The organism is Paenibacillus sp. SAFN-054 (assembly GCF_051966755.1).
Classification (GTDB): Bacteria; Bacillota; Bacilli; order Paenibacillales; family Paenibacillaceae; genus Paenibacillus_AQ.
This window is the reverse complement of the sequence record NZ_JBQCKS010000006.1, coordinates 298,042-318,238: the sequence shown is the minus strand read 5'-3', so window position 1 is coordinate 318,238 and position 20,197 is coordinate 298,042. Positions and strand designations below refer to the sequence as shown.

The window sequence follows — 20,197 nt, the reverse complement described above, 5'->3', positions numbered from 1 at the left end:
GGCGACGCAATCGGCCGTGGCTATAGTTCCTTGTTACGAAGCCGAGAGTCGTCTCAAGCGGGAAACAGGATGTGAACTGGAGGTGTATGAGACAGCTCGAGGATCAGGTGTTCTATGAAAACGAATCATAAGACCGGGAGGTAAGGGAATGAAAATGAAGCCGTGGAAAAGAGCGGGAATCTGGACTTGCGCGCTGCTTATGGTCATGACGGCACCGGGTGCCGCGCTGGCAGCACAGGCAGAGGAAAGCGTCGCTGAGCAGAATCTGAACAGCGCGAAGAAGAAGGTACAGGAGCCGTTTATGATCAAAATCGTGGATGCCGAGACGGGCCGGGGCATCCCTCATGTCGAGCTGAAGACGACGAATAATATCCTGTATTACACAGACAGTGCCGGCGTCGTAGCGTTCAACGAGCCCGGCCTGATGGATCAGACGGTCTTCTTCCATCTGGCGAGCGACGGGTATGAAATTCCGGCCGACATGTTCGGCAACCGTGGGCAGGCCGTACCGATTTCGCCCGGGGGCACGATCACGATCGAGATGAACCGGGTCAACATTGCCGAACGGCTGTATCGGATAACGGGCCAAGGCATTTACCGCGACAGCGTGCTGCTTGGTTTGAATGCGCCGATTCAGGAACCGCTGATCAACGGTCTGGTCATGGGACAGGATTCCGTGCAGACGATCGAGTACAAGAATAAGCTGTACTGGTTCTGGGGCGATACCGACAGACCAGCCTACCCGCTGGGGAACTTCCGTGTCACGGGAGCGACCTCTAAGCTGCCGCAACAAGGCGGCTTGGATCCGGACGTCGGCGTCAACCTCAGCTATATAACGAAAGAGGACGGGTTCGTCAAAAGCTTGGTGCCGCCGCTGCCCGACGGCGCGGGAATCGCCTGGGTATTCGGTTTGATGACCGCGAGGGACGGCACCGGCCAGGAGCGCCTGCTCGCCGGGTACAGCACGCATAATCCCGACCTCACCGCCTTCGGCATTCTTGCCTTTAACGACGACACGAAGGAGTTCGAGCAAGTCGTGCAGTTCCCTTCCAAAGACGACTGGCGCCATCCGGGCGGCCAGGCGACCTATTACGAGGAGGGAGGCAAAGGCTATTGGCTCTTTACCGAACACCGGATTCCGAATCTGCGCGTTGCTGCCAGCTATGACGCCATCATCGACTATACCCAATACGAATCGTTTACTTGTCTGACGCCGGGAACGACATATAGCGGGGCTCAAACGTCGCTGGAGCGGGACGCGGACGGCAAGCTCGTATGGGGCTGGAAGAAGGACACTCAGCCGCTTAACCAAGGACAAGAGAAAGAGCTGATTCAGTTAGGCCTGATCAAAGCTGACGACCTGCGTTATTATCAGTTGAAGGATATCGATACAGGTGAAGAAGACGTTCAAATCGCTCAAAGCTCCATTGAATGGAATGAATATCGGCAGCGTTACGTCATGATCGCTCAGCAGACGCAAGGCAAGACGTCGGTACTCGGGGAAATTTGGTACGCGGAAGCTCCTGCGCCTCAAGGTCCTTGGACCCGCGCCAAAAAGATCGTGACGCATAACAACTATACGTTTTACAACGTAGCGCAGCACAAAATCTTCAACAAGGATGGCGGCCGGGTCATCTACTTCGAAGGAACGTATACGAATACGTTCACGAATCATGTCCCGACGCCGCGGTATAACTACAATCAAATCATGTACAAGCTCGACTTGGCGAACCCTAAGCTGGGGCTTGAGCCGGTTCAAGGAACGGCAGGACAATAAGGCCGCCGGGCCCTTTGAAGTTCTCCCGAAATAAGGACCTTTCCGAAAGCGCTGCGGGGCTTTGCCGGATAGGTCCTTGTCCGTTCTTGTGCTTGTTCCTGTTCCTGTACAGCCTTGCAACGTACAGCATGTCCTTCTGCTTCTCCATATGAAGCAGGAATAGCGATGTTTCTCACCTGGAGAAGTCCCCGTGGCTTTCGCGGTACTGCTTCGGAGTCAGATCCGTGAATTTCTTGAATGCGGAGAAGAAATGGCCTTTGGACAGGAAGCCGCATTGATCCGCGATCTCAAGCACCGAGAGCTGGCTGGATACCAGTTTCTCCTTCACTTTCTCGATTCGTTCCTGAAGGATGTACTCGGACAACGACATGTTCATGATTTCCTTGAATAGCTGCCGGATATAGCTCACGGAGAAGGAGAAATTGTCGGCTACCTGCTCGATCGATAATTGCGAATCCTGCAAATGGCTGTCTACGAATTCTTTGATCTCCAGCACGATCTCTTCTTTGCGGTTCGGGGATTTCGGAGCCTCGGTCTCGGACGCGAGCGTCGTGACGATGCCTTCGAGCCACGCTTGAAACTCGGACAGTGTGCCGTACCGCTCGAGCAGTTGATGAATGCTGCTGATCTCGTGCAGGACGCTGGATTTGTTGAAGTGCTTAAGCAGATCGTAGGTAAAATAGGTCAGGTTCAGCTTATAGCTGCGATATGGCAGCTCATGGACATGCTTCATCTGCTGGCGCAGCAAATGGACGGCGGTCTCGGGGCGGCCGCGGCGGATAGCCTTAATGATCTCGGTCGTCTCCAGCGCTTCGGAGGCGGAAGGATATCCTGCCATAAACTCTTCGTAATCGCTCTCCAGGAAAATTTGCTTTTCTCCCTTCAGGAAACGGAGCATCGTCAATTCGTAGATATGATCATATACGTTCCGGATATTGGTGCCGAAGTCAAAGGCATTGCTGACGGCCACGGTTGTCTCGACGTTCAGGAGGCGTGCCACTTGGTGGTGCATATCCTCCAGAAGACGTCGCAGCTGAAGCGCTCCCGATTCATGGCTTCCGATGATCAGGATCAGATGGTCGCCCCCCATATCCAAGCCTTCAGCCGCATAAGAGCCTGCCCCAATCACTTCTTCGCCAATATTGCGTATGGCATATTTGATCAATTTCCGGGAGGGAAAGTCGTAGCGTTCGCAAAAAGCCGTATACGCTTCGATGCGAAGGACGGCCAGAAACAGAACGTCGGAGGAAGCCAGCTTGGTCTGGCTCCGGATAAATTCGTAGCTCTTGGTGCCCGGCGTCCCGTGCAGCATCCACTGGGCGAGAAATTCCGTACGGACGAGCTCGGATTGGTTGCGCATGGAAGCGTGAAGCTGCTCCACGTTATTCAGCAGCAGATCGATGCCGTCGTTGATCCATTGGATGTCCGGTATGGCGTCGGACGCGGAGTTAGCGAATCCAATCCTCCCTTTCAGCTTGTCCGACAAAAAGGTAATGGAACGCAAGGAACGGCGCGAACTCCAGAAGAACAACGCCGAGACGATGCCCAGCAAGAGTAATGTATACGTTATCAATTTATGCTGAAATGCAGTTATATGGCGAGTCAAGGTATGGTACTCGTTCGAGTAATATACCGTCCAATTTTCAGTACTTAACTTGGCTGTATTCACGAACCAGCTCTGATGCGGAAGCTTGACCTGAAAAACGCTGCGCTGCTGTTCCCGGCCCGTTTGATAAAGCTGTTCGCTCAGCGCGGGATCGGACATGCCTAATAGAAGCTGACCCTCCTCATCGAGAATCCGGATATCCCGCTCCGAAGAGGCCGTTTGGCCTAACAGAAGCTTCGACAGCAGCGGTTTATCGACGAGCAGCACGAGATAGAAATCAGACGGCTTCTCTGGAGTTGCGGGCAGGATGAGGGCCAGACAGCCCGAACCATCCAGCGAATGGTTAAAGAAGCGCAAGTACTCCGGGTGGAATGATTTTACCCGCTCCAGCATGCTCTGGTCGGCAAAGGATTCGAACTGGACGATGCCGGCTTTGGAATCAATGATAAGGCCGTGCTTCAAATTGATCAGATAGGATCGCTGGATGAGCGGTTCGGTCGACATGAAATTGGACTGGGCGACGAGTGCGGCATGATCGATGAGCGGATCTCTATTGATATCGAAGAACCAGTTCTGAATATTCTGATCGGCATACATGCTGAGTCCGTACGCCTTCAATTTACCGAGAATCATTTCGGTCTTCGATGCCAGGTTATTGACTTCGTTCTGTGAATTGCTGCGCACCTCCAGCATGGTGTACTTTGAGAATTCCGCAGACAGTAAATAGACGAAAGGAAGGATGGAACAGATCAGAACGGTTGTCAGTAATAGAAAGGTACGAACATAGGTCTTCTGCAAAATAGGCTTGATCCTCATATCATTCCAGCACCCCTTGCTGATGGATTGGCGGCATAAAGGTATGTATCTGAAACTGGGTATGTATCCGAAATTTCCAGGCAGGAGAAATGACCGGCACCTCCTTACTCAATCATATCCTGGCTTTCGTGTGAAGTCCTCATTTTGACAAAGTAGAAATCAAGACGGCGCCGGAGGCCCGGCGGGCTCATCATTCTTAAGTTCCAGTACTTCTTGTGACACAATGAGGACTATTCCAAACCTGCTGTACCGTACATAATGAACACTGTCAGGATATGGCCACATCGGACAGACCAGTAACGAATGGAGGGATACCATACATTGAGAGTGTTAAGGGATCTTGTAAGAAACCGGGGCTTGTATTCAATGGCGATACCGGGAATCGTCTTTCTCGTTGTCTTCTCCTACATTCCTCTGTCCGGACATCTGCTAGCGTTCAAGGATTTTCAGATCAGCAAAGGCATATGGGGCAGTGATTGGGTGGGGCTGGATAACTTTCGCTTCTTTTTCTCCAATCGGGATTGGATTCAAGTGACGGTCAATACGGTTTATTTAAATGCGCTGTTCATTATTTTCGAGATGGTCTTTGCACTTCTCCTTGCTCTTTTCTTGAATGAGATTCGCCTGAAATGGTTTAAACGCACGATCCAATCCGTCGTCTTCCTTCCTTATTTCATTTCCTGGGTCGTCGTCGGGTATATGACATTCATTCTATTCAACAATACGGACGGCCTGATTAACCGCGTGCTGAGCATGACCGGGCTTCAAGCCGTCGATTGGTACCAGACTCCATGGGTGTGGCCGATCATTCTCACTTTAACGCGAATCTGGAAGAGCGCCGGTTACTACTCGATTATTCTGCTCGCTGCCATTACAGGCTTCTCCTCCGATTATTATGAGAGCGCCCGCCTGGACGGGGCCACGCGGCTGCAGCAGATGAAATACATCACGCTGCCTTTGCTGAAGCCGCAAATCATCATTCTCGTGCTCTTGGGCGTCGGGCGGATCTTCTATGGGGATTTCGGCATGATCTACGGAATTATCGGGGACAACGGGATTCTATTCCCGACGACCGATGTCATCGATACATATTCCTATCGGGCGTTAAGGCAGCTTGGCAATTTTAGCATGTCATCGGCTATCGTGTTCTATCAGTCTATCATGGGGCTTATCGCCGTCATTTCGTTTAATGCCTTGGTTCGGAAGATCGATAAAGACTCCAGATTATTTTAAGAGGGATTTAAATTTCACGAACTGCAAAGGGAGGTGAATTCCTATGAATCGTCCGGTTGCGCTGACCTCGCCCGTACGTGTCCGGCGGGAGGGCGGGTTATCCGATAAAATGGTGGTCTGGTTGTTCGGACTGTTCTTGATTGTATTTGCGCTCGTTTGTTTGTTTCCCTTCTGGCTGATGGTCATCAATTCGTTCTCCGGCACCCGAAGCTTGGCGGTGAACGGGTACTCCATATGGCCGGATGAGTTTACGCTGGATTCGTATCGTTTCCTCCTTCAGGGCAAGCAAATGTTTACCAGCTATGGCATTACCATTGCGGTAACGGCCATCGGCACCGTGCTCGGCCTCGTCGTTACGATGCTGTTTGCATACGTGCTGGCTCATCCGAAGAACCGATACGGCGGCGTCCTCTCGTTTATGACCTACGTGCCGATGGTCTTCGGCTCGGGGCTCGTCGGTTTCTATCTTCTGGTGGTTCAGTGGCTGCATCTGAAAGATACGCTGTGGGCGCTTGTGCTCCCTTATGTCATGAATCCGTTCTTTGCCTTTATCCTGGTCTCTTTCTATCGCTCGCTGCCATACGAGTTGAACGAATCGGCTAACATGGACGGCGCCGGGGAATGGAGGATCTTCTTCACCATTATCCGGCCGATCTCGACGCCGGTGATTGCGACAATCAGCTTGTTCTATGCCCTGCAATACTGGAACGATTGGTGGCTGTCGCTTCTGTTTATCGACAACAGCGATTTGTACCCGCTCCAGCTGCTTCTCCGGCAGCTCATGTCGCAGATGCAGCTTACGTCGCTCAATCATGGCAACGTACTGACGCTGCCGCCGGCGGAAGGGGTTAAGCTGGCGACGGTATGCCTGACGATCGGTCCGATCATACTCGTCTATCCGATGGTACAGAAATATTTTGTCAAAGGACTGACCCTCGGCTCGGTGAAAGGCTGAGGGGACTTGTGGTGGACGGCGGAGCTTGTCGTTCTGGACTGGCCTTACCGCTTTCTATATAAGAACATCATTTTGAAGGGAGTCATTTTGCATGGCCAAATCAAAACGCAAGTTCTTCATGCCGGTGCTGCTCGGACTGGCTATCGCTTTATCCGGATGCTCCGGCTCCGGCGGGGAAGCCGCCGCGCCTGCCGATTCCGGGGAAGCCGGCGCTTCATCCCTTGATCCGGTCACATTGGAGGTTGTCATTCCGGGGGCGAAAGGCGCCAACTATGACGAGGTGCTGGCAGAAGTCAACAAGAGATTAAAAGCCGAAATGAATACGCAGGTTAAATTCACATTCGTCGACTTTGCCGACCTGAATCAGAAAACCAACGTCATGCTGGCTTCGGGAGAGAGCGTGGATATGATGTTCGATGCCCCGTGGCTGCATCTGGACACGATGGCTTCCCAGGGCTACTACGAGGAATTAAGCGATCTGCTGGATCAATACGGCCCCAACGTGACAAAGACGCGGCCGCAGGAAATGTGGGATGCGAACAAAATTAACGGCAGCATCTACGGCGTTCCCCTGGGAAGCGCCTATACCCAGCAAAGATCGGTCTTCATCCGAAAGGACCTGAGGGAGAAGCTGAACCTGCCGCCCGTAAAGACGTATGAGGATTTGAAGGCTTATCTCTACGCCGTCCGCGACAGTCATTCGGGGATTACGCCGCTCCTCGCAGGCGCGGATGACGTCACTTATAGTTGGGTCAACTGGTTGATCCGTGACGATACAAGCGTCAGTATTCGTCCGACGAATTTTGCAGGCGCCAGCCTGATGCTGTATTACAAGGGCAACGACGGAAAGGTCTACAATTTCTTCGAAACCAAGGAGCCCAAGATCTGGGCCGGTATCCAGGATGTCCGCAAGCTGTTCGTGGACAAAGTCATGTCGCAGGATGTCTTGACGAATAAGAGCAGTCCGGCTGAGATGCAGCTTCAGAACAAGGTATCGGCGACGCCCCAAATGGCGTTTGGTGTTCCCAAACCATTTAACGACCAGTTGAATCAGGTGGTGTCCGGCGGCGAGCTGGAAGCCGTGCGCCTGTTTGACCTGACCCCTGGAAAGAACCTTTCCAATTTCAAGATGGACAACTTCATCTGCATCGTCAAGACGAGCAAGCATAAAGACCGGGCGATGATGTTCCTCGATTGGGCGAACAAGCAGGAGAATTATGATTTGCTGGAGCACGGCATCGAAGGCGTGAACTGGAAACCGGCCGGCGAGCATCAATACGAAACGCTGAACAACGATGGGGGAATCGTCTCGTTCCAGCTCATGCTCAATCCAGTGTTAGAGCGGGAGTGGGCCGGTATCGACGAAGAGACTCGGAAGTACAGCCAATTCATTACGCAAGCCGACAATTTCACGAAGGACATCCTCACCGGGTTCACTTTCGACCCGACGCCGGTGAAGAATGAGGTGGCCCAGTTCTCGACGATTCAGGCCAAATATTACAGCGGATTATTTAACGGGGCGCTTGATCCGGATACGTACTTCGCCAAGTTCAAAACGGAAGGCGAAGCGGTGCTTGGGAAGATCCAGGCCGAGCTGCAGAAACAGGTCGACGCCTACTTGGCAAAATAAAATCGATAGGGTCGTTCATTGAGAACGCGACCCGCAAAAAAGAAGCTTCCTATAGGAAGCGAGCAGCCTGTTGAATAACTTCAGCAGGCTTTACGTGAACATGGTTTAGAAAGTCGATACAGACGTTGAGGGGAGGAACAGCTTTGGAATTTAGCTTTAGTGTATATGCCAGGCTGATGGGTAGATTCGATCTCGCGGAGGATGAAAGGCCGAAATGCGGATGGGTAAACAGCGCCATATTTGTTGCCTTTCGCGGGACGGCCATCTCGATGACGGCGGAAGACTCCGAAGGCCAGGATTATGTGGAAATCGTATTGGACGGCGTCGCCCGGAACTGGATCAACCTGAAGAAGGGAGTCCATGAATATGTCATCGAACAGGGGTTGCCGGATGGTGAGCACACGCTGGAGATCCACAAGCGTACGGGAATTCTGACCGGCAGTATTGTGTTTCATCAATTCTCCCTGCCTGACGGGGGTAGTTTCCTTGCCCCGCCTGCGGCAAAGCCCCTGCGGCTGGAATACTTCGGCGATTCCATCACGGATGGAGCAGGGATCGGCCATCCGCATGAGCTGGCAGAAGCTCCGGATCTGGATGACGGCTATATGTCCTATGTCGGAATCAGCGCCAGAATGTTGAACGCGGATTATCATACGATGGCCATCTGCGGAATCGGCATTTGGCAGGATGCGATAGGGAACAGGCAGGGACTGCCGGAGCATTTTTCCGGGACGCTCGGCAAAGGGACGGCGCCATGGGACTTTTCCCGGTACACCCCACATGGAGTCGTGATTAATCTGGGCCAGAACGATTATTCTACGCCGATTCATGATGAGGAGTATATTGCAGCTTATATGGAATTTATTCGGGTAATTCTGGACACTTATCAGGACCCGTATATCTTTTGCTGTGTCGGGACCATGAATAACAACTATCTTGAAAGCGTGAAACAGGTCGTGTCGCATTTTAATCAAAACGGAAACGACAAGGTATTCGTGGTTGATTTGGGGTTGATTCATCCGGAGGTGGAAGGCTGGGGCGGCCGTTACCATCCCGGCTATCAGACGCATTACCGCATGGGCTTGGAGCTGGCCTCGTTCATATCTGCCAAAACCGGTTGGGAGCTGCTTCAACGACCGTTGATCGCCACGGAATGCGTATTCTGACTTTGGTTTAAAATCCATCCAATGTAAGCCTAAATGAAAGAAGACCCACAGGTCCTGTGGGTCTTCTTTTTGTGTATGGATATGGAAGCATACAACAAGCAGGGGCGAAACATGGAGCTCAATCAAGCTTTGTATTAAAAAAGAAATACCCCCTGACGGGGGGCATTCGTTTTTATTAGATCACGCACCAAGGAACATTTTCATGTCATCTTCCACATTGGTAATGCCGCCGATTCCGAAGTTATCCACGAGGACTTTGACCACGTTAGGCGACAGGAATGCGGGAAGCGTAGGGCCCAGATGGATATTTTTGACGCCAAGATACAGCAGGGCCAGCAGCACGATCACCGCTTTTTGCTCATACCAGGCAATGTTATAGGAAATCGGCAGATCGTTGATATCCTCCAGGCCGAATACTTCCTTCAGCTTGAGTGCAATGACGACCAGGGAGTAGGAATCATTGCATTGCCCGGCATCGAGAACCCGCGGAATGCCGCCGATTTCGCCTAAGTCCAGCTTATTGTATTTGTATTTGGCACAGCCTGCGGTCAGGATGACCGTGTCTTTCGGAAGCTCTGCCGCAAAATCGGTGTAATAATTGCGGGATTTCATCCGTCCGTCGCAGCCGGCCATGACGAAGAATCTGCGAATCGCGCCGGATTTCACGGCATCAACGACTTGATCAGCCACGTTCATGACCGCGGCATGGGCGAAGCCGCCGATGATCTCGCCGGTTTCAAGCTCCGTTGGGGCCGGGCACCCTTTCGCCTGCTCGATCAGGGCGGAGAAGTCCTTGGCAGCGCCGTCCTTGCCTTCCGGGATATGACGGACGCCCGGGAAGCCGGTGTTGCCCGTCGTATAAATGCGGTCCTTGTAACTGTCCTTCGGCGGAACGATACAGTTGGTCGTCATCAGAATCGGACCGTTAAAGGATGCAAACTCAGTGTTCTGCTTCCACCAGGCATTGCCGTAATTGCCTACGAAATGCTCATATTTCTTGAATGCCGGATAATAGTGGGCAGGCAGCATTTCACTGTGCGTGTACACGTCCACGCCGGTTCCTTCCGTCTGCTTCAGCAGCTCTTCCAAATCCTTCAGGTCGTGGCCGCTGATGAGAATGCCGGGCCGGTTTCTAACCCCGATATTCACCTTTGTAATTTCCGGATTTCCGTAAACGGAAGTATTCGCTTCGTCCAGCATCGCCATGGCATTCACGCCAAATTTGCCGGTTTCCATCGTCAAAGCGATCAAATCCTGCACTTCAAGGCTGTCGTCCAGCGTGGCCGCAAGCGCGCGGCGCATGAACCGGTTCAATTCATGGTCATCTCTTTCCAGATGAAGGGCGTGATACGTATAAGCAGCCATTCCCTTCAAGCCGTACGTAATCAATTCGCGCAGCGAGCGGATGTCTTCATTGCGGGTCGAGAGGACGCCAACAGTACGTGCTTTTTCATCCAATGCGGCTTCCTGTTCCGCTTCCCAGACGGCAGCATCCGGGAGATGAGCCGTTCCTTCCGGAAATTGTTCGTTATAATAGGCGCGCACTTCGCCGCGGAGCGCTATCGCTTCCCGGATTTTCCCTACAAAAATTTCGCGGTCAAAGTTGGCGTTCGTAATCGTTGCAAACAAGGAATCCATGATAAACAGCGATACGCGCTGTTCAAGCACTTCCGGCAGCCGGACATCCAGACTGAGAAAAGAGATGCCTTTCAGCAGATAGATCAGCAAATCCTGCAGGTTCGCCACGTCATGCGGTTTGCCGCATACGCCGACAAGGGTACAGCCGGTTCCTTTGGATGCTTCCTGGCATTGGAAGCAGAACATGGACGGCTGATGATTTAGGGCCTTCTCTGTCGCTTGGTTATTCATCATTACTCCCCCGATTTCGTGAGTTATTGGTCGTTAAGATAAACATAGTCGTCATTGTCATCGGACTGTCAGACACAGTATAACCTGCTGCGATAACCGGAAAGGTGATTCCAGTCACCTCTTTTTTAAAGTTTGTGTGTTAAATCACAAAGCCTGTCGAATTGTTCTTTTAAACTGGATTTATGGACTTATACAAGATGAACTTTATAATTTACCGTTACTTAGCGGAGAGGACGAGTGATTCTGAAGAAGCGGAGCTTCCGCCTAAAAGCTTTCCAAAGGAAAGCTGCATCGTAAGCCCTAGGTTTGTCTCCGAAATGCCTCATAAGATACCAATTTCAAGCATTTTGGAGACAACAGCGGTAGTAAGGACACTCGTCATCGTAGCGCCAATGAAACGTGTTTGTTAAGTTCATTTTATATAGAAAAAGAAATGAGGAGAGAACATGTCGATATTGCCTCACAAAAATAAACTGGGATTTTTCGAGATCCGTCTCGAATCCATCGGGGGCCTTGGCGCCAATCTGGCCGGGAAAATGCTGGCCGAAGCCGGGGTGACCGGCTCCGGACTGAATGGTTCCAACTTTTCCAGCTATGGCTCGGAGAAAAAAGGGTCGCCGGTCAAGAGCTTCGTAAGGTTCTGCGATCCCGGGGTGGAAATCCGCGATCACAGCCCCATTGAGCAGCCGCATGTCGTCGGCGTATTTCATGAAGCATTGTATAAAACAATTGATGTCATCAGCGGTTTACAGCCTGATGGAACGGTGCTTGTGAATACGGCGCGGGACCTTGCCGAAGTGGCCGCAGATCTGAAGATGACACAGGGAACGCTGGCCGTGATCGATGCGCTGCAAATTGCCGTTGAGGAAAAGACGAAAGTCAATACGGCGATGCTGGGCGCCTTGTTCCGGATTTGCAGCTTCCTGAATCCGGACGATATGCGGCAGGTGATCCGCACCACGTTTGCGAAAAAGCTGCCCCATCTCGTAGAGGCGAATTTGCGGACCTTTGACAGGGGATATCACGAAGTCAGGTTCCTTTCCTTCGGAAATGGCGCAGCGCTTATAGACTCGATGCCTTTCGCAAGGCCGCAGCCGGTCCTCGGATTTGAAACGCAGGAGCCGGGCGGGATTCTGAACGTGACGGCCAACAGCATCCTGAAGAACCTAAGCGCCTCCCGGCAGGGATATTTGCCGGAATACAAGATCGAGGACTGCATTCACTGCGCCGCCTGCGATACGGTATGCCCGGATTTCTGCATCGTTTGGGAGCAGAAGCCGGATAAACGCGGCAACCTGCAGATGTTTATGAAGGGCATCGATTACCAGTATTGCAAAGGCTGCCTGAAGTGCGTGGAAGCCTGTCCGACCACCGCTTTGGCCGCCATGTTGGAAGAACCTCATTATGCGGAGCAGCACCGTGTGCCGCAGGTCTTCCCCTATATCACCGCGGAGGGAGCTAGATCATGAACATGCAAATCCAAGAAGCAACAGACCACAAGATGCCGGCCGCCCAAACGGCGGTCTTCGAATCGGGCAACGAGATGGCCGCTATGGCAGCTGCCCAGATTAACTATCACATTATGGGGTATTTTCCAATTACGCCGTCTACGGAAATCGCCCAATATCTTGACATGATGCGTACGCGCGGCGAACACGACATCAAGCTGATTCCGGCCGACGGCGAGCACGGCTCGGCGGGAATCTGCTACGGCGCTGCAGCAGCCGGAGCGCGGGTATTCAACGCCACCAGCGCCAACGGGTTCCTGTATATGATCGAACAGCTGCCCGTGCAGGCGGGCACCCGTTTCCCAATGGTCATGAACCTGGTGACGCGGGCGGTCAGCGGCCCGCTGGATATCCGCGGCGACCATTCGGATCTTTACTACGGCCTGAACACGGGCTGGGTGATCCTGACTGCCCGTTCGCCGCAGGCGGTGTATGACCTGAATATCATGGCGCTGCGCATCGCCGAGCATGAAGACGTACGCCTGCCGGTCATCGTGGCGTACGACGGCTTTTTCACGTCGCATCAGAAACGCCGGGTGAACATATTTACGAACCGGGAAACCGTCCGGCAATTCGTAGGGGAGCAGCCGCCGGAATTTCCGCATGTGCTGGACGAGAACAATCCGATCGTCGTCGGGGCTTACATGAACGGCGACGACTTGATGAACAACCACTTCCAGCAGTCGAACGCCATGTACCGTGCAGGTGAGGTATTCAAGGAAGTGGCGGAGGAATACGCGGCGTTGTCCGGAAGATCCTATTCGCCGCTTGATCTGTACCGCATGGAAGACGCGGAGGTGGCTCTGTTCCTGCTCAATTCGGCGGCCGAATCCTCCAAAGATGTCGTGGACCGGCTGCGGGCGCAAGGGATCAAAGCCGGCGTGATCAGCCCGAACATTATCCGTCCGTTCCCGGCCAAGGAAATCCGTGAGGCGCTGACGGGCGTCAAAGCGCTGCTGGTTGGCGAACGCGCCGATTCTTACGGCGCCCAAGGGGGCAATTTGACGCATGAGGTCAAAGCGGCCCTGCAGGATATCCGCGGTCCGCAGCCGATTGTGCTGTCCCGCATCTTCGGCCTTGGCGGGAAAGATTATTACGCGGATGATGCGGAAGCCTTTTTTGCCTTGACGATCGAGGCCATGGAGCTGGGCTATGCCAAGGTGCCGTTTGACTATTACGGCCAAACGCCGGGTGATGAGGCTCACAAGCTGCAGCCGGTCATCGCGCCGATGAATGGCGACAGTTTTAATTCCGGCCTGATTACGGTGAAGATGGATGAGGCGACGAACAAGCTGTCCGTGAAGGCGCCGCCGATGCGGGCGCTTGCCGGCAAACCGAAGCGGTTTGCTTCCGGTCACGGAGCCTGCCCGGGCTGCGGCATTTTCCCGGCGCTGGAGCTCTTTTTCAAAGGGATCGAAGGCAATGTCGTCACGTTATTCCATACCGGCTGCGCATATATCACCACAACGGGTTATCCGTATAACTCGCATAAGCAGAGCTTCATTCATAACTTGTTCCAGAACGGGCCGGCGACGTTATCCGGCACGGTAGAGGCGTTCCTGGAGAAGAAACGCCGGGGCGAAATCGATGTTCCCGAGGACTTTACTTTTGTCATGGTGACCGGCGACGGCGGCATGGACATCGGGATGGGCTCGGCCATCGGGACGGCTTTGCGGGGCCATAACCTGATCATTCTGGAATACGATAATGAAGGCTACATGAACACCGGGGCGCAGCTTTCGTATTCCACGCCTCTAGGGCACATGACCAGCACGTCCGGCGTCGGCAAACAGCAGCAGGGCAAAACGTTCCATCACAAGGACACGGTGCAAATGATGGCGGCGGCACATATCCCATACGTATTTACGGGGACGGAAGCCTTTCCGCAGGACCTGGTGAAAAAGGCGGCAAAGGCGCAGTGGTACGCGCAACATGTCGGTACCGTCTACGGCAAGCTGCTGATCACATGCCCGCTGAACTGGAAGTCCGACGACAAAGATGGGGAAAACATCGTCCGCGCGGCCGTGAATTCATGCTTTTTCCCGCTGTATGAAGTGGAACAGGGACAAACGAACATCACGTTCGATCCGGAGGCGAAGAACAAACGGGTACCGCTCGGCGACTGGCTGAAATATATGGGCAAATCAAGACATCTGCTCAAGGAAGAAAATAAGGAACTGCTTGGCGAGTTTGAAAACGAAGTGGAGCGGCGTTGGTCGATTCTGAAAGCGAAGCATGAGCATCCGCTGCTGTAGTAACGGGGGAACATTCGCTACATGAAATACAAAATAGAGGAAAGGATGAAAGGATACCGGGACGAACCCAGAATCCATCAAGCCTTTCCTCTGTTTTTATAGCAGGACATGATTCGGAACCGCTTTGATTAGATCATCGGTGATTGTAACCATTCCTTCTTAAGGAAAGCGTACTGGAAGGTGTTTTCGTATTTGGGTGTTCCGTCTTGGTTTTTGGTGAACGAAATGAATTCCAAGAAACAGCCCTCTTTCCGCATCCCTAATCTCTCACATAGCTTCTGGGACTTATCGTTGTCTTCCTCAACATACGCATATACTCTTCTGGCTTCTTTTTGCTCAAAGAGATACTGTAGGAAGGCTTTCGCACTTTCAGTTGCATACCCTTTGCCTTCGTATTGATGGTTGAAATTCCATCCAACGCTATAGGTATCGGGTTCTTCTTTCATATAGAATAACTCCCCGATCAGATCGCCGCTATCTTTTTGGCAGACTGCAATAAAGGAGTCATCTTGACTCTTTTTATTCGCGATATCAATGGCTTCTTCAAGTGTTGAGATTTGTTCGCTAAGGAAGCAGTTTACTCTTGGATTGGATAAATACTCTAGCATGCCCTCAGCATCCGCCTTGGAGAAGTTTCTTAATATCAGTCGATTGGTTTCAATTTGCTGCATAAGCTATGGCTCCTTATCATGTTATATATCAAGATGTCGATTCTATCGGTACATGCCAATGCAAAAACAGCATTCAGGAGGTAAGAGGCACAGTAGTGTGAATAGAGAATATTTGCTCATTACTCGTAACGGCAACTTGGGATTACCCACTTAAACTGATTCAACGGATCGCCTGTTGTCGCTGATCAGCCTGAGCTCCTTGGCTTGGGCAATGGCATTGATACGCCGGTTGACCTTTAGCTTGGCAAAAATATTCTTTACATGAACCTTCACCGTACCTATAGCGATAATCAGACGTTCGGCAATTTCCTTATTGGTTAACCCGGCCGCTAATAGGGCAAGCACCTCCAACTCACGTTCGGTTAGCGCCTCTTCCATAGCTTCGGGCTCATCATGCTCTTCTTCCCCGGCACCCCCGGGACTAGGCAGCGGGTAGGGAGGCTCAGGCGCACTTTGAAGCACGCACATAAAAATTCCATGGGACGCCATGGTTTGAAGAACAGCCGTGCGGCCGGGCATGAACACATGTTGGGCAAGCTTGTTCTCCAGATAGAGGACGCCCATCATCGTGCCGTGAACGGTTACAGGGATACAGAGCGCCGACTGAGGCTGATGCTGAGCCATGTAGGGGTTATGAATCAGCCAGCTTACCTCTCCTCCGTTATAATAAATATCCTCCTGGCTTCGAAACACGTAGCGGATGATTCCCTCCGGCAGCAGATCGCTGTCGGTCAATTCCGAAGGAGAAGTAAAAGTGGAGGTTTCCGAATCCGCATAGACCTGAATGACAAGGGAATCCTCGGTGCCGGTAAGCAGCGCGCCTTTGCTGGCTCCCGCATGCCTCATGATGGTATTCATGATTTCCGCCAGCACGTTGTCCAAAGTCATCTGATGGGTGATGGCCTGCGTTGTCTTGAGAATCGCGGCAAGGTCTATGCTGTCCACGAAATTGGGGTCGCTTCGCTTGGTTGGCATATGGCCTGCGGTCTGATTCGCAATTGCAATCTTCTGGTCCTCGAGCGTCAAGGTACGCTCACCTACCGGATAACGATCCTCCGGACTTCGCATCCTCCCTATGCGTTCCTCCAGCTGGGATACCTTCAGCTGCACCCCCCACTGCTTGTACCCTTCAACCGCCAACTGAAGATAATACCCCGCCGTCTTGCTTTTGCCGCATCTCAAATAGTAGTTGGCCGCAGTCTCGCCGGCAATCCCTGTCACATGGAAGTCATCCAGCTCTCTTGCGGTACGGATGGCCTGATCGTACATCGCTTCAGCCTTGTGAAGCTCTCCTGAAATTCGGGCGAACTCCGCTTGAAGGAGCTCATAATGGGATTGATGATTTTCCGGGCTGCACTTTGTCCATTCTCTAAAGCGTTGAAGGTGACGATTTAACTGCTGGATATCTGCCTGTGACTGGTCAGGGGCCGCCATGATGGCGAGCGAGGCATAGAACACGCATTCCGGCAGGTGAGGCAAATGAGTCGCGTATGCCTCATCGTTTGCCGCTTGTTTGGCCCAATGGACGGCCTCCCCATATTCGCCTGTCAGATAGCTGATCTGAGTCTTGTACGTGCTGAACTGAAACAAAGTGGTAGCGGAAGTCTCTTCCCGGCGAATCTGTTCCAGAAATTGTTCTTCGTCGAAATCCGGGCTGCTGAACGATAAGGGGGAGGGGATTCTTCCCTGGAGGGCCAGAATGACCTGCTGGTACAGGTAAAAGTTCTTCCTCACGAACTCATCCTTGGTCGTATCGAGCACATCCATGTACTCGGCAATGGTTCTGGCCAATTCACTTAACGATGCTCTGGTGTAAAGGGAGTTCACATGAGCACCCATAGCATAGCTCGCAAACACGTAATCCCCCGAATCCATCCCGCACCGAAGCGCCTTGATTAAATAAGCGTCTCCTTCGCGTGCATTTCCGGCAAATTGGCAGAGGACGCTGCCGAACATGGTATAGGTATTGCTTTTAATGGACGCGGCATTGTAGCGCTCGGAGAGCTCCACGCCAAGCTTCGCAATGGCATAGCCCTTCTGGAATTTGCCCAATGCGGTTCCAAGGAGCATGCCCATGGCCGTATAAATTGCCGCGGAAGCGGGAGTATTGCCGTGCTCCAATGTAAGCTGTATGGCGCGGCATGTCAGCAGGAAGAACACTTCTTTATTGGTGAAGAAGGTGGATGGAATGATTGCATAGATCAGATTCATCGCACTGATCCGCTCGGGGTCCGTCATCTCCTCCAGAAACGCAAGCCGGCCGTACTCGTTGCCGAGAATAGCATCGATCCGCTTGCCTTCCATAAGCAACAGGGATTTGCTCGGATGCGGCGAGATATCGATTCGATGTTCCTTCAGACTCGCAAGGCCGAGAGCCGTACTCTCATGATATTTGCCTTGATTAATGTACTGCATAATCCGGATCATCTGCACACGGCTCCGCTCAACCGGACTGCGTGCCTTGTCAAGCAGAAAGTCAATGCCCCGCTCTGAATCGGCCGAATAGCCGCACAAATACTCACATTCCGCTTTCTGGGCGTGCAGCTCGAATATCAGCTCGAACTCCCGGTCCCAGTCCTCCGGAGACAGCAGCTCCACGCCTTTCGCGAAAAAACCCAGGGCAATGTCGTAAGCCGTGGACGTTTTGGCCCGGTGTCCGGCATCCAGATTTAATCTGACGAGCTGCAGGATTTCTTGCCGATGCTTCATTTTTGCCGATCCGCGGTTCAAATGGTTGACTGCATCAAAGAGGGAATGCTCCCCATATATGTTGTCCTTGCCCTGCAGGCACTGGCCGATTCGGATATGGATATCCTGCTTCGATTCATCATCGATCCCGTTATAAATGAGCTTCTGGATATGATCATGAGTAAAGCGGTATAACCCTACTTCAGACGGCGCGATCATCCCTTCCGCTTCAATGGCTGACCAATGGATATCCGTAATCTCACGGTCCAAGACGAGGGCAATTAATGAAGGGTGGAAGGTGCTCCCTACACAAGCGGCAATTTGCAGCAGTCCCCGGACATCCGCGGGCAGACGGTGTAATTTGTGCTCCATCAGCTCATGGATGGCATAGCGGGGAACCTGCTCAAGAATCTTCCCAAGATTCCACTTCCAGCAGCGTTCCTCCTGATCGTAGCCCAGAATATGCTCATCCTGGAGGCGGAGCAAAATTTGCTTGAAATGAAATGGGTTGCCCTTCGATTGATGATATAGGAGCTCTGTAAGTGAACGCGTCGTATCGGCGGGACTATGAAGCGTCTCCATCACAATTTGGTTCATTTGCGCGAGTCCAAGCTGACTCAGATGAATGTGACGGACCAGCGCCTGGGAGGTCATGCTCCCGTCCGGCTCGTATCCCGGCAGCTTGGCCGGGTCTGTCTCCGTAGGACGGTATGCACACACAATCATTACATACTGGCATTCGGGATCAGATAACAGCGCGTGAATCAATTGAAGCGAGGAGGCATCGGCCCACTGCAGATCATCGATGAACAGCACAAGCGGATGCTCCTTTGATGCGAGGGCCTGAACAAATTTGCGAAAAGCATAAATGAACCGTTTCTTCGATTCATTCGCCTGCAGCTCCTCCAGCGCAGGCACGTGATCACTGGCCAGAATGAGCCCGGCTTCAGGAATAATATCCGCGATGACCTGAACATTGGGCCCGAGCGTCTCCTGAAGCTTCTGTCTCCACCGCAGGGACTGATCCTTCCGCTGTCCTAACCAATGCCGCATCAATCCGCGGAATGCCTGAATAATGGGATGATACGGGCTTTCTTTGGAGAGCTGTTCGAATTTCCCGGTGATATAGTGGAAATCCCTGTCATGCTGCTGCTTCCGAAGCACCTCTTCAATCAGGCTTGTTTTGCCGATACCGGCTTCGCCTGAGACATAAACCATTTCTGTCGACCCCAGGCACGCGGAATAGAAAGCTTGGGTCAGCATCGCCATTTCATGTTCCCGCCCGTGAAGCGTCTGTTCCATCAGGTGAATATCGTGAGGTCTTCCGATTTTGTCCAAATCGGCCAGCAGAACACCCACACTGGAATAACGCTTATCCGGATTTTTCTCCAATAGCTTCGTGATGATCGATTCCAGGCCATCAGGTAATTGCTGCACAAGGCTCGTCAGGGACGGGGGAATTTGGGCCAGATGCATGTATACCCACTCCAGCGGCTGATCCGAACGAAAAGGAGGGCGGCCTGCCAGCATTTCATAGAAAATGATACCTAAGGAATATAAATCACTCCGCTCATCCACGCGCTGGTGCATTCTTCCCGTGTTTTCCGGAGAGCAATACGGCAAGCCGGATTCCAGGACGCCATCCGTGAGATAGGGGTAGCCTTCCGCTGACCGCTGAACGGCATAACCCGAATCCATTACATAAGCCTCATCTCCGGCGGAAGAAACGCCTATCCGCTCCGGTCTCAGGTCCAAATGAATCCTCTGCTGCTGATGAAGCCTGCCGACACTGGCCGCCAAAGATCTCGCAAGGGGAAGAAATCTGTCCGGTTCCATCCCTCCAGGTTTTTGCATACACGCCCTTAAAGTCATACCTGCCTCATGCACTTGCCCAACGGAAGAATCTGTTTCGCTCATAGAACTGCCTATGGATTTCTTGCTGGGTTGGTTGGTTTCCAATTTCCGAACACCTCTGATCTTCCATAACCTTCATACCTCCTATTGTAATGCAATGGCTGTTCCT

The 20,197-nt window shown here is 52.5% G+C and carries 11 protein-coding genes; 7 read left to right on the top strand and 4 right to left on the bottom strand.

Annotated features, from left to right (window positions below; genetic code table 11):
• Positions 1-148: 148 nt before the first annotated feature.
• Positions 149-1,777 (top strand): hypothetical protein, encoded by a 1,629-nt coding sequence (locus ACTHPM_RS24280; RefSeq protein ID WP_440397368.1) that lies wholly within the window; start codon positions 149-151, stop codon positions 1,775-1,777.
• A gap of 172 nt (positions 1,778-1,949) precedes the next feature.
• Here ACTHPM_RS24280 and ACTHPM_RS24275 read toward each other — a convergent pair whose 3' ends face one another.
• Positions 1,950-4,199: an AraC family transcriptional regulator gene (locus ACTHPM_RS24275; protein ID WP_440397369.1), complete on the bottom strand. Its 2,250-nt coding sequence runs from the start codon at positions 4,197-4,199 to the stop codon at positions 1,950-1,952.
• Positions 4,200-4,526: 327 nt separating this feature from the next.
• On the opposite strand from ACTHPM_RS24275, the gene ACTHPM_RS24270 reads away from it, so the two are divergent.
• The 4 genes from ACTHPM_RS24270 to ACTHPM_RS24255 all read left to right on the top strand — a co-directional run bounded on the left by ACTHPM_RS24270 (position 4,527) and on the right by ACTHPM_RS24255 (position 9,183).
• Positions 4,527-5,432 (top strand): ABC transporter permease, encoded by a 906-nt coding sequence (locus tag ACTHPM_RS24270; protein WP_440397590.1) that lies wholly within the window; start codon positions 4,527-4,529, stop codon positions 5,430-5,432.
• 43 nt (positions 5,433-5,475) lie between these two features.
• Entirely contained in the window at positions 5,476-6,387 is a 912-nt protein-coding gene (locus ACTHPM_RS24265) for a carbohydrate ABC transporter permease (RefSeq protein ID WP_440397370.1), read from the top strand.
• 91 nt (positions 6,388-6,478) lie between these two features.
• The gene (locus ACTHPM_RS24260) at positions 6,479-8,017 is read left to right on the top strand and encodes an extracellular solute-binding protein (RefSeq protein ID WP_440397371.1); all 1,539 of its coding nucleotides are present in this window, start codon (positions 6,479-6,481) and stop codon (positions 8,015-8,017) included.
• Between the two features lie 143 nt (positions 8,018-8,160).
• Complete coding sequence (locus ACTHPM_RS24255) at positions 8,161-9,183, top strand: SGNH/GDSL hydrolase family protein (RefSeq protein ID WP_440397372.1); 1,023 nt, start codon at positions 8,161-8,163, stop codon at positions 9,181-9,183.
• Positions 9,184-9,363: 180 nt separating this feature from the next.
• On the opposite strand, the gene hcp is transcribed toward ACTHPM_RS24255, so the two are convergent.
• Positions 9,364-11,052 (bottom strand): hydroxylamine reductase, encoded by a 1,689-nt coding sequence (gene hcp, locus ACTHPM_RS24250; protein ID WP_440397373.1) that lies wholly within the window; start codon positions 11,050-11,052, stop codon positions 9,364-9,366.
• A 446-nt stretch (positions 11,053-11,498) separates the two neighbouring features.
• Between hcp and ACTHPM_RS24245 the strand changes: the two genes are divergently transcribed.
• Positions 11,499-12,521 carry a 2-oxoacid:acceptor oxidoreductase family protein gene (locus ACTHPM_RS24245; protein ID WP_440397374.1) on the top strand — a complete coding sequence of 341 codons (1,023 nt, stop codon included), beginning with the start codon at positions 11,499-11,501 and terminating at the stop codon, positions 12,519-12,521.
• Complete coding sequence (locus ACTHPM_RS24240) at positions 12,518-14,815, top strand: thiamine pyrophosphate-dependent enzyme (protein ID WP_440397375.1); 2,298 nt, start codon at positions 12,518-12,520, stop codon at positions 14,813-14,815. Before ACTHPM_RS24245 ends, ACTHPM_RS24240 begins: the two co-directional genes overlap by 4 nt.
• 128 nt (positions 14,816-14,943) lie before the next feature.
• Here ACTHPM_RS24240 and ACTHPM_RS24235 read toward each other — a convergent pair whose 3' ends face one another.
• Together ACTHPM_RS24235 and ACTHPM_RS24230 are read right to left on the bottom strand one after the other, a co-directional pair.
• Entirely contained in the window at positions 14,944-15,486 is a 543-nt protein-coding gene (locus ACTHPM_RS24235) for a GNAT family N-acetyltransferase (RefSeq protein ID WP_440397376.1), read from the bottom strand.
• A 150-nt stretch (positions 15,487-15,636) separates the two neighbouring features.
• Positions 15,637-20,091, bottom strand: a complete 4,455-nt coding sequence (locus ACTHPM_RS24230) for an AAA family ATPase (RefSeq protein WP_440397377.1) — start codon at positions 20,089-20,091, stop codon at positions 15,637-15,639.
• Between the last annotated feature and the right edge of the window lie 106 nt (positions 20,092-20,197).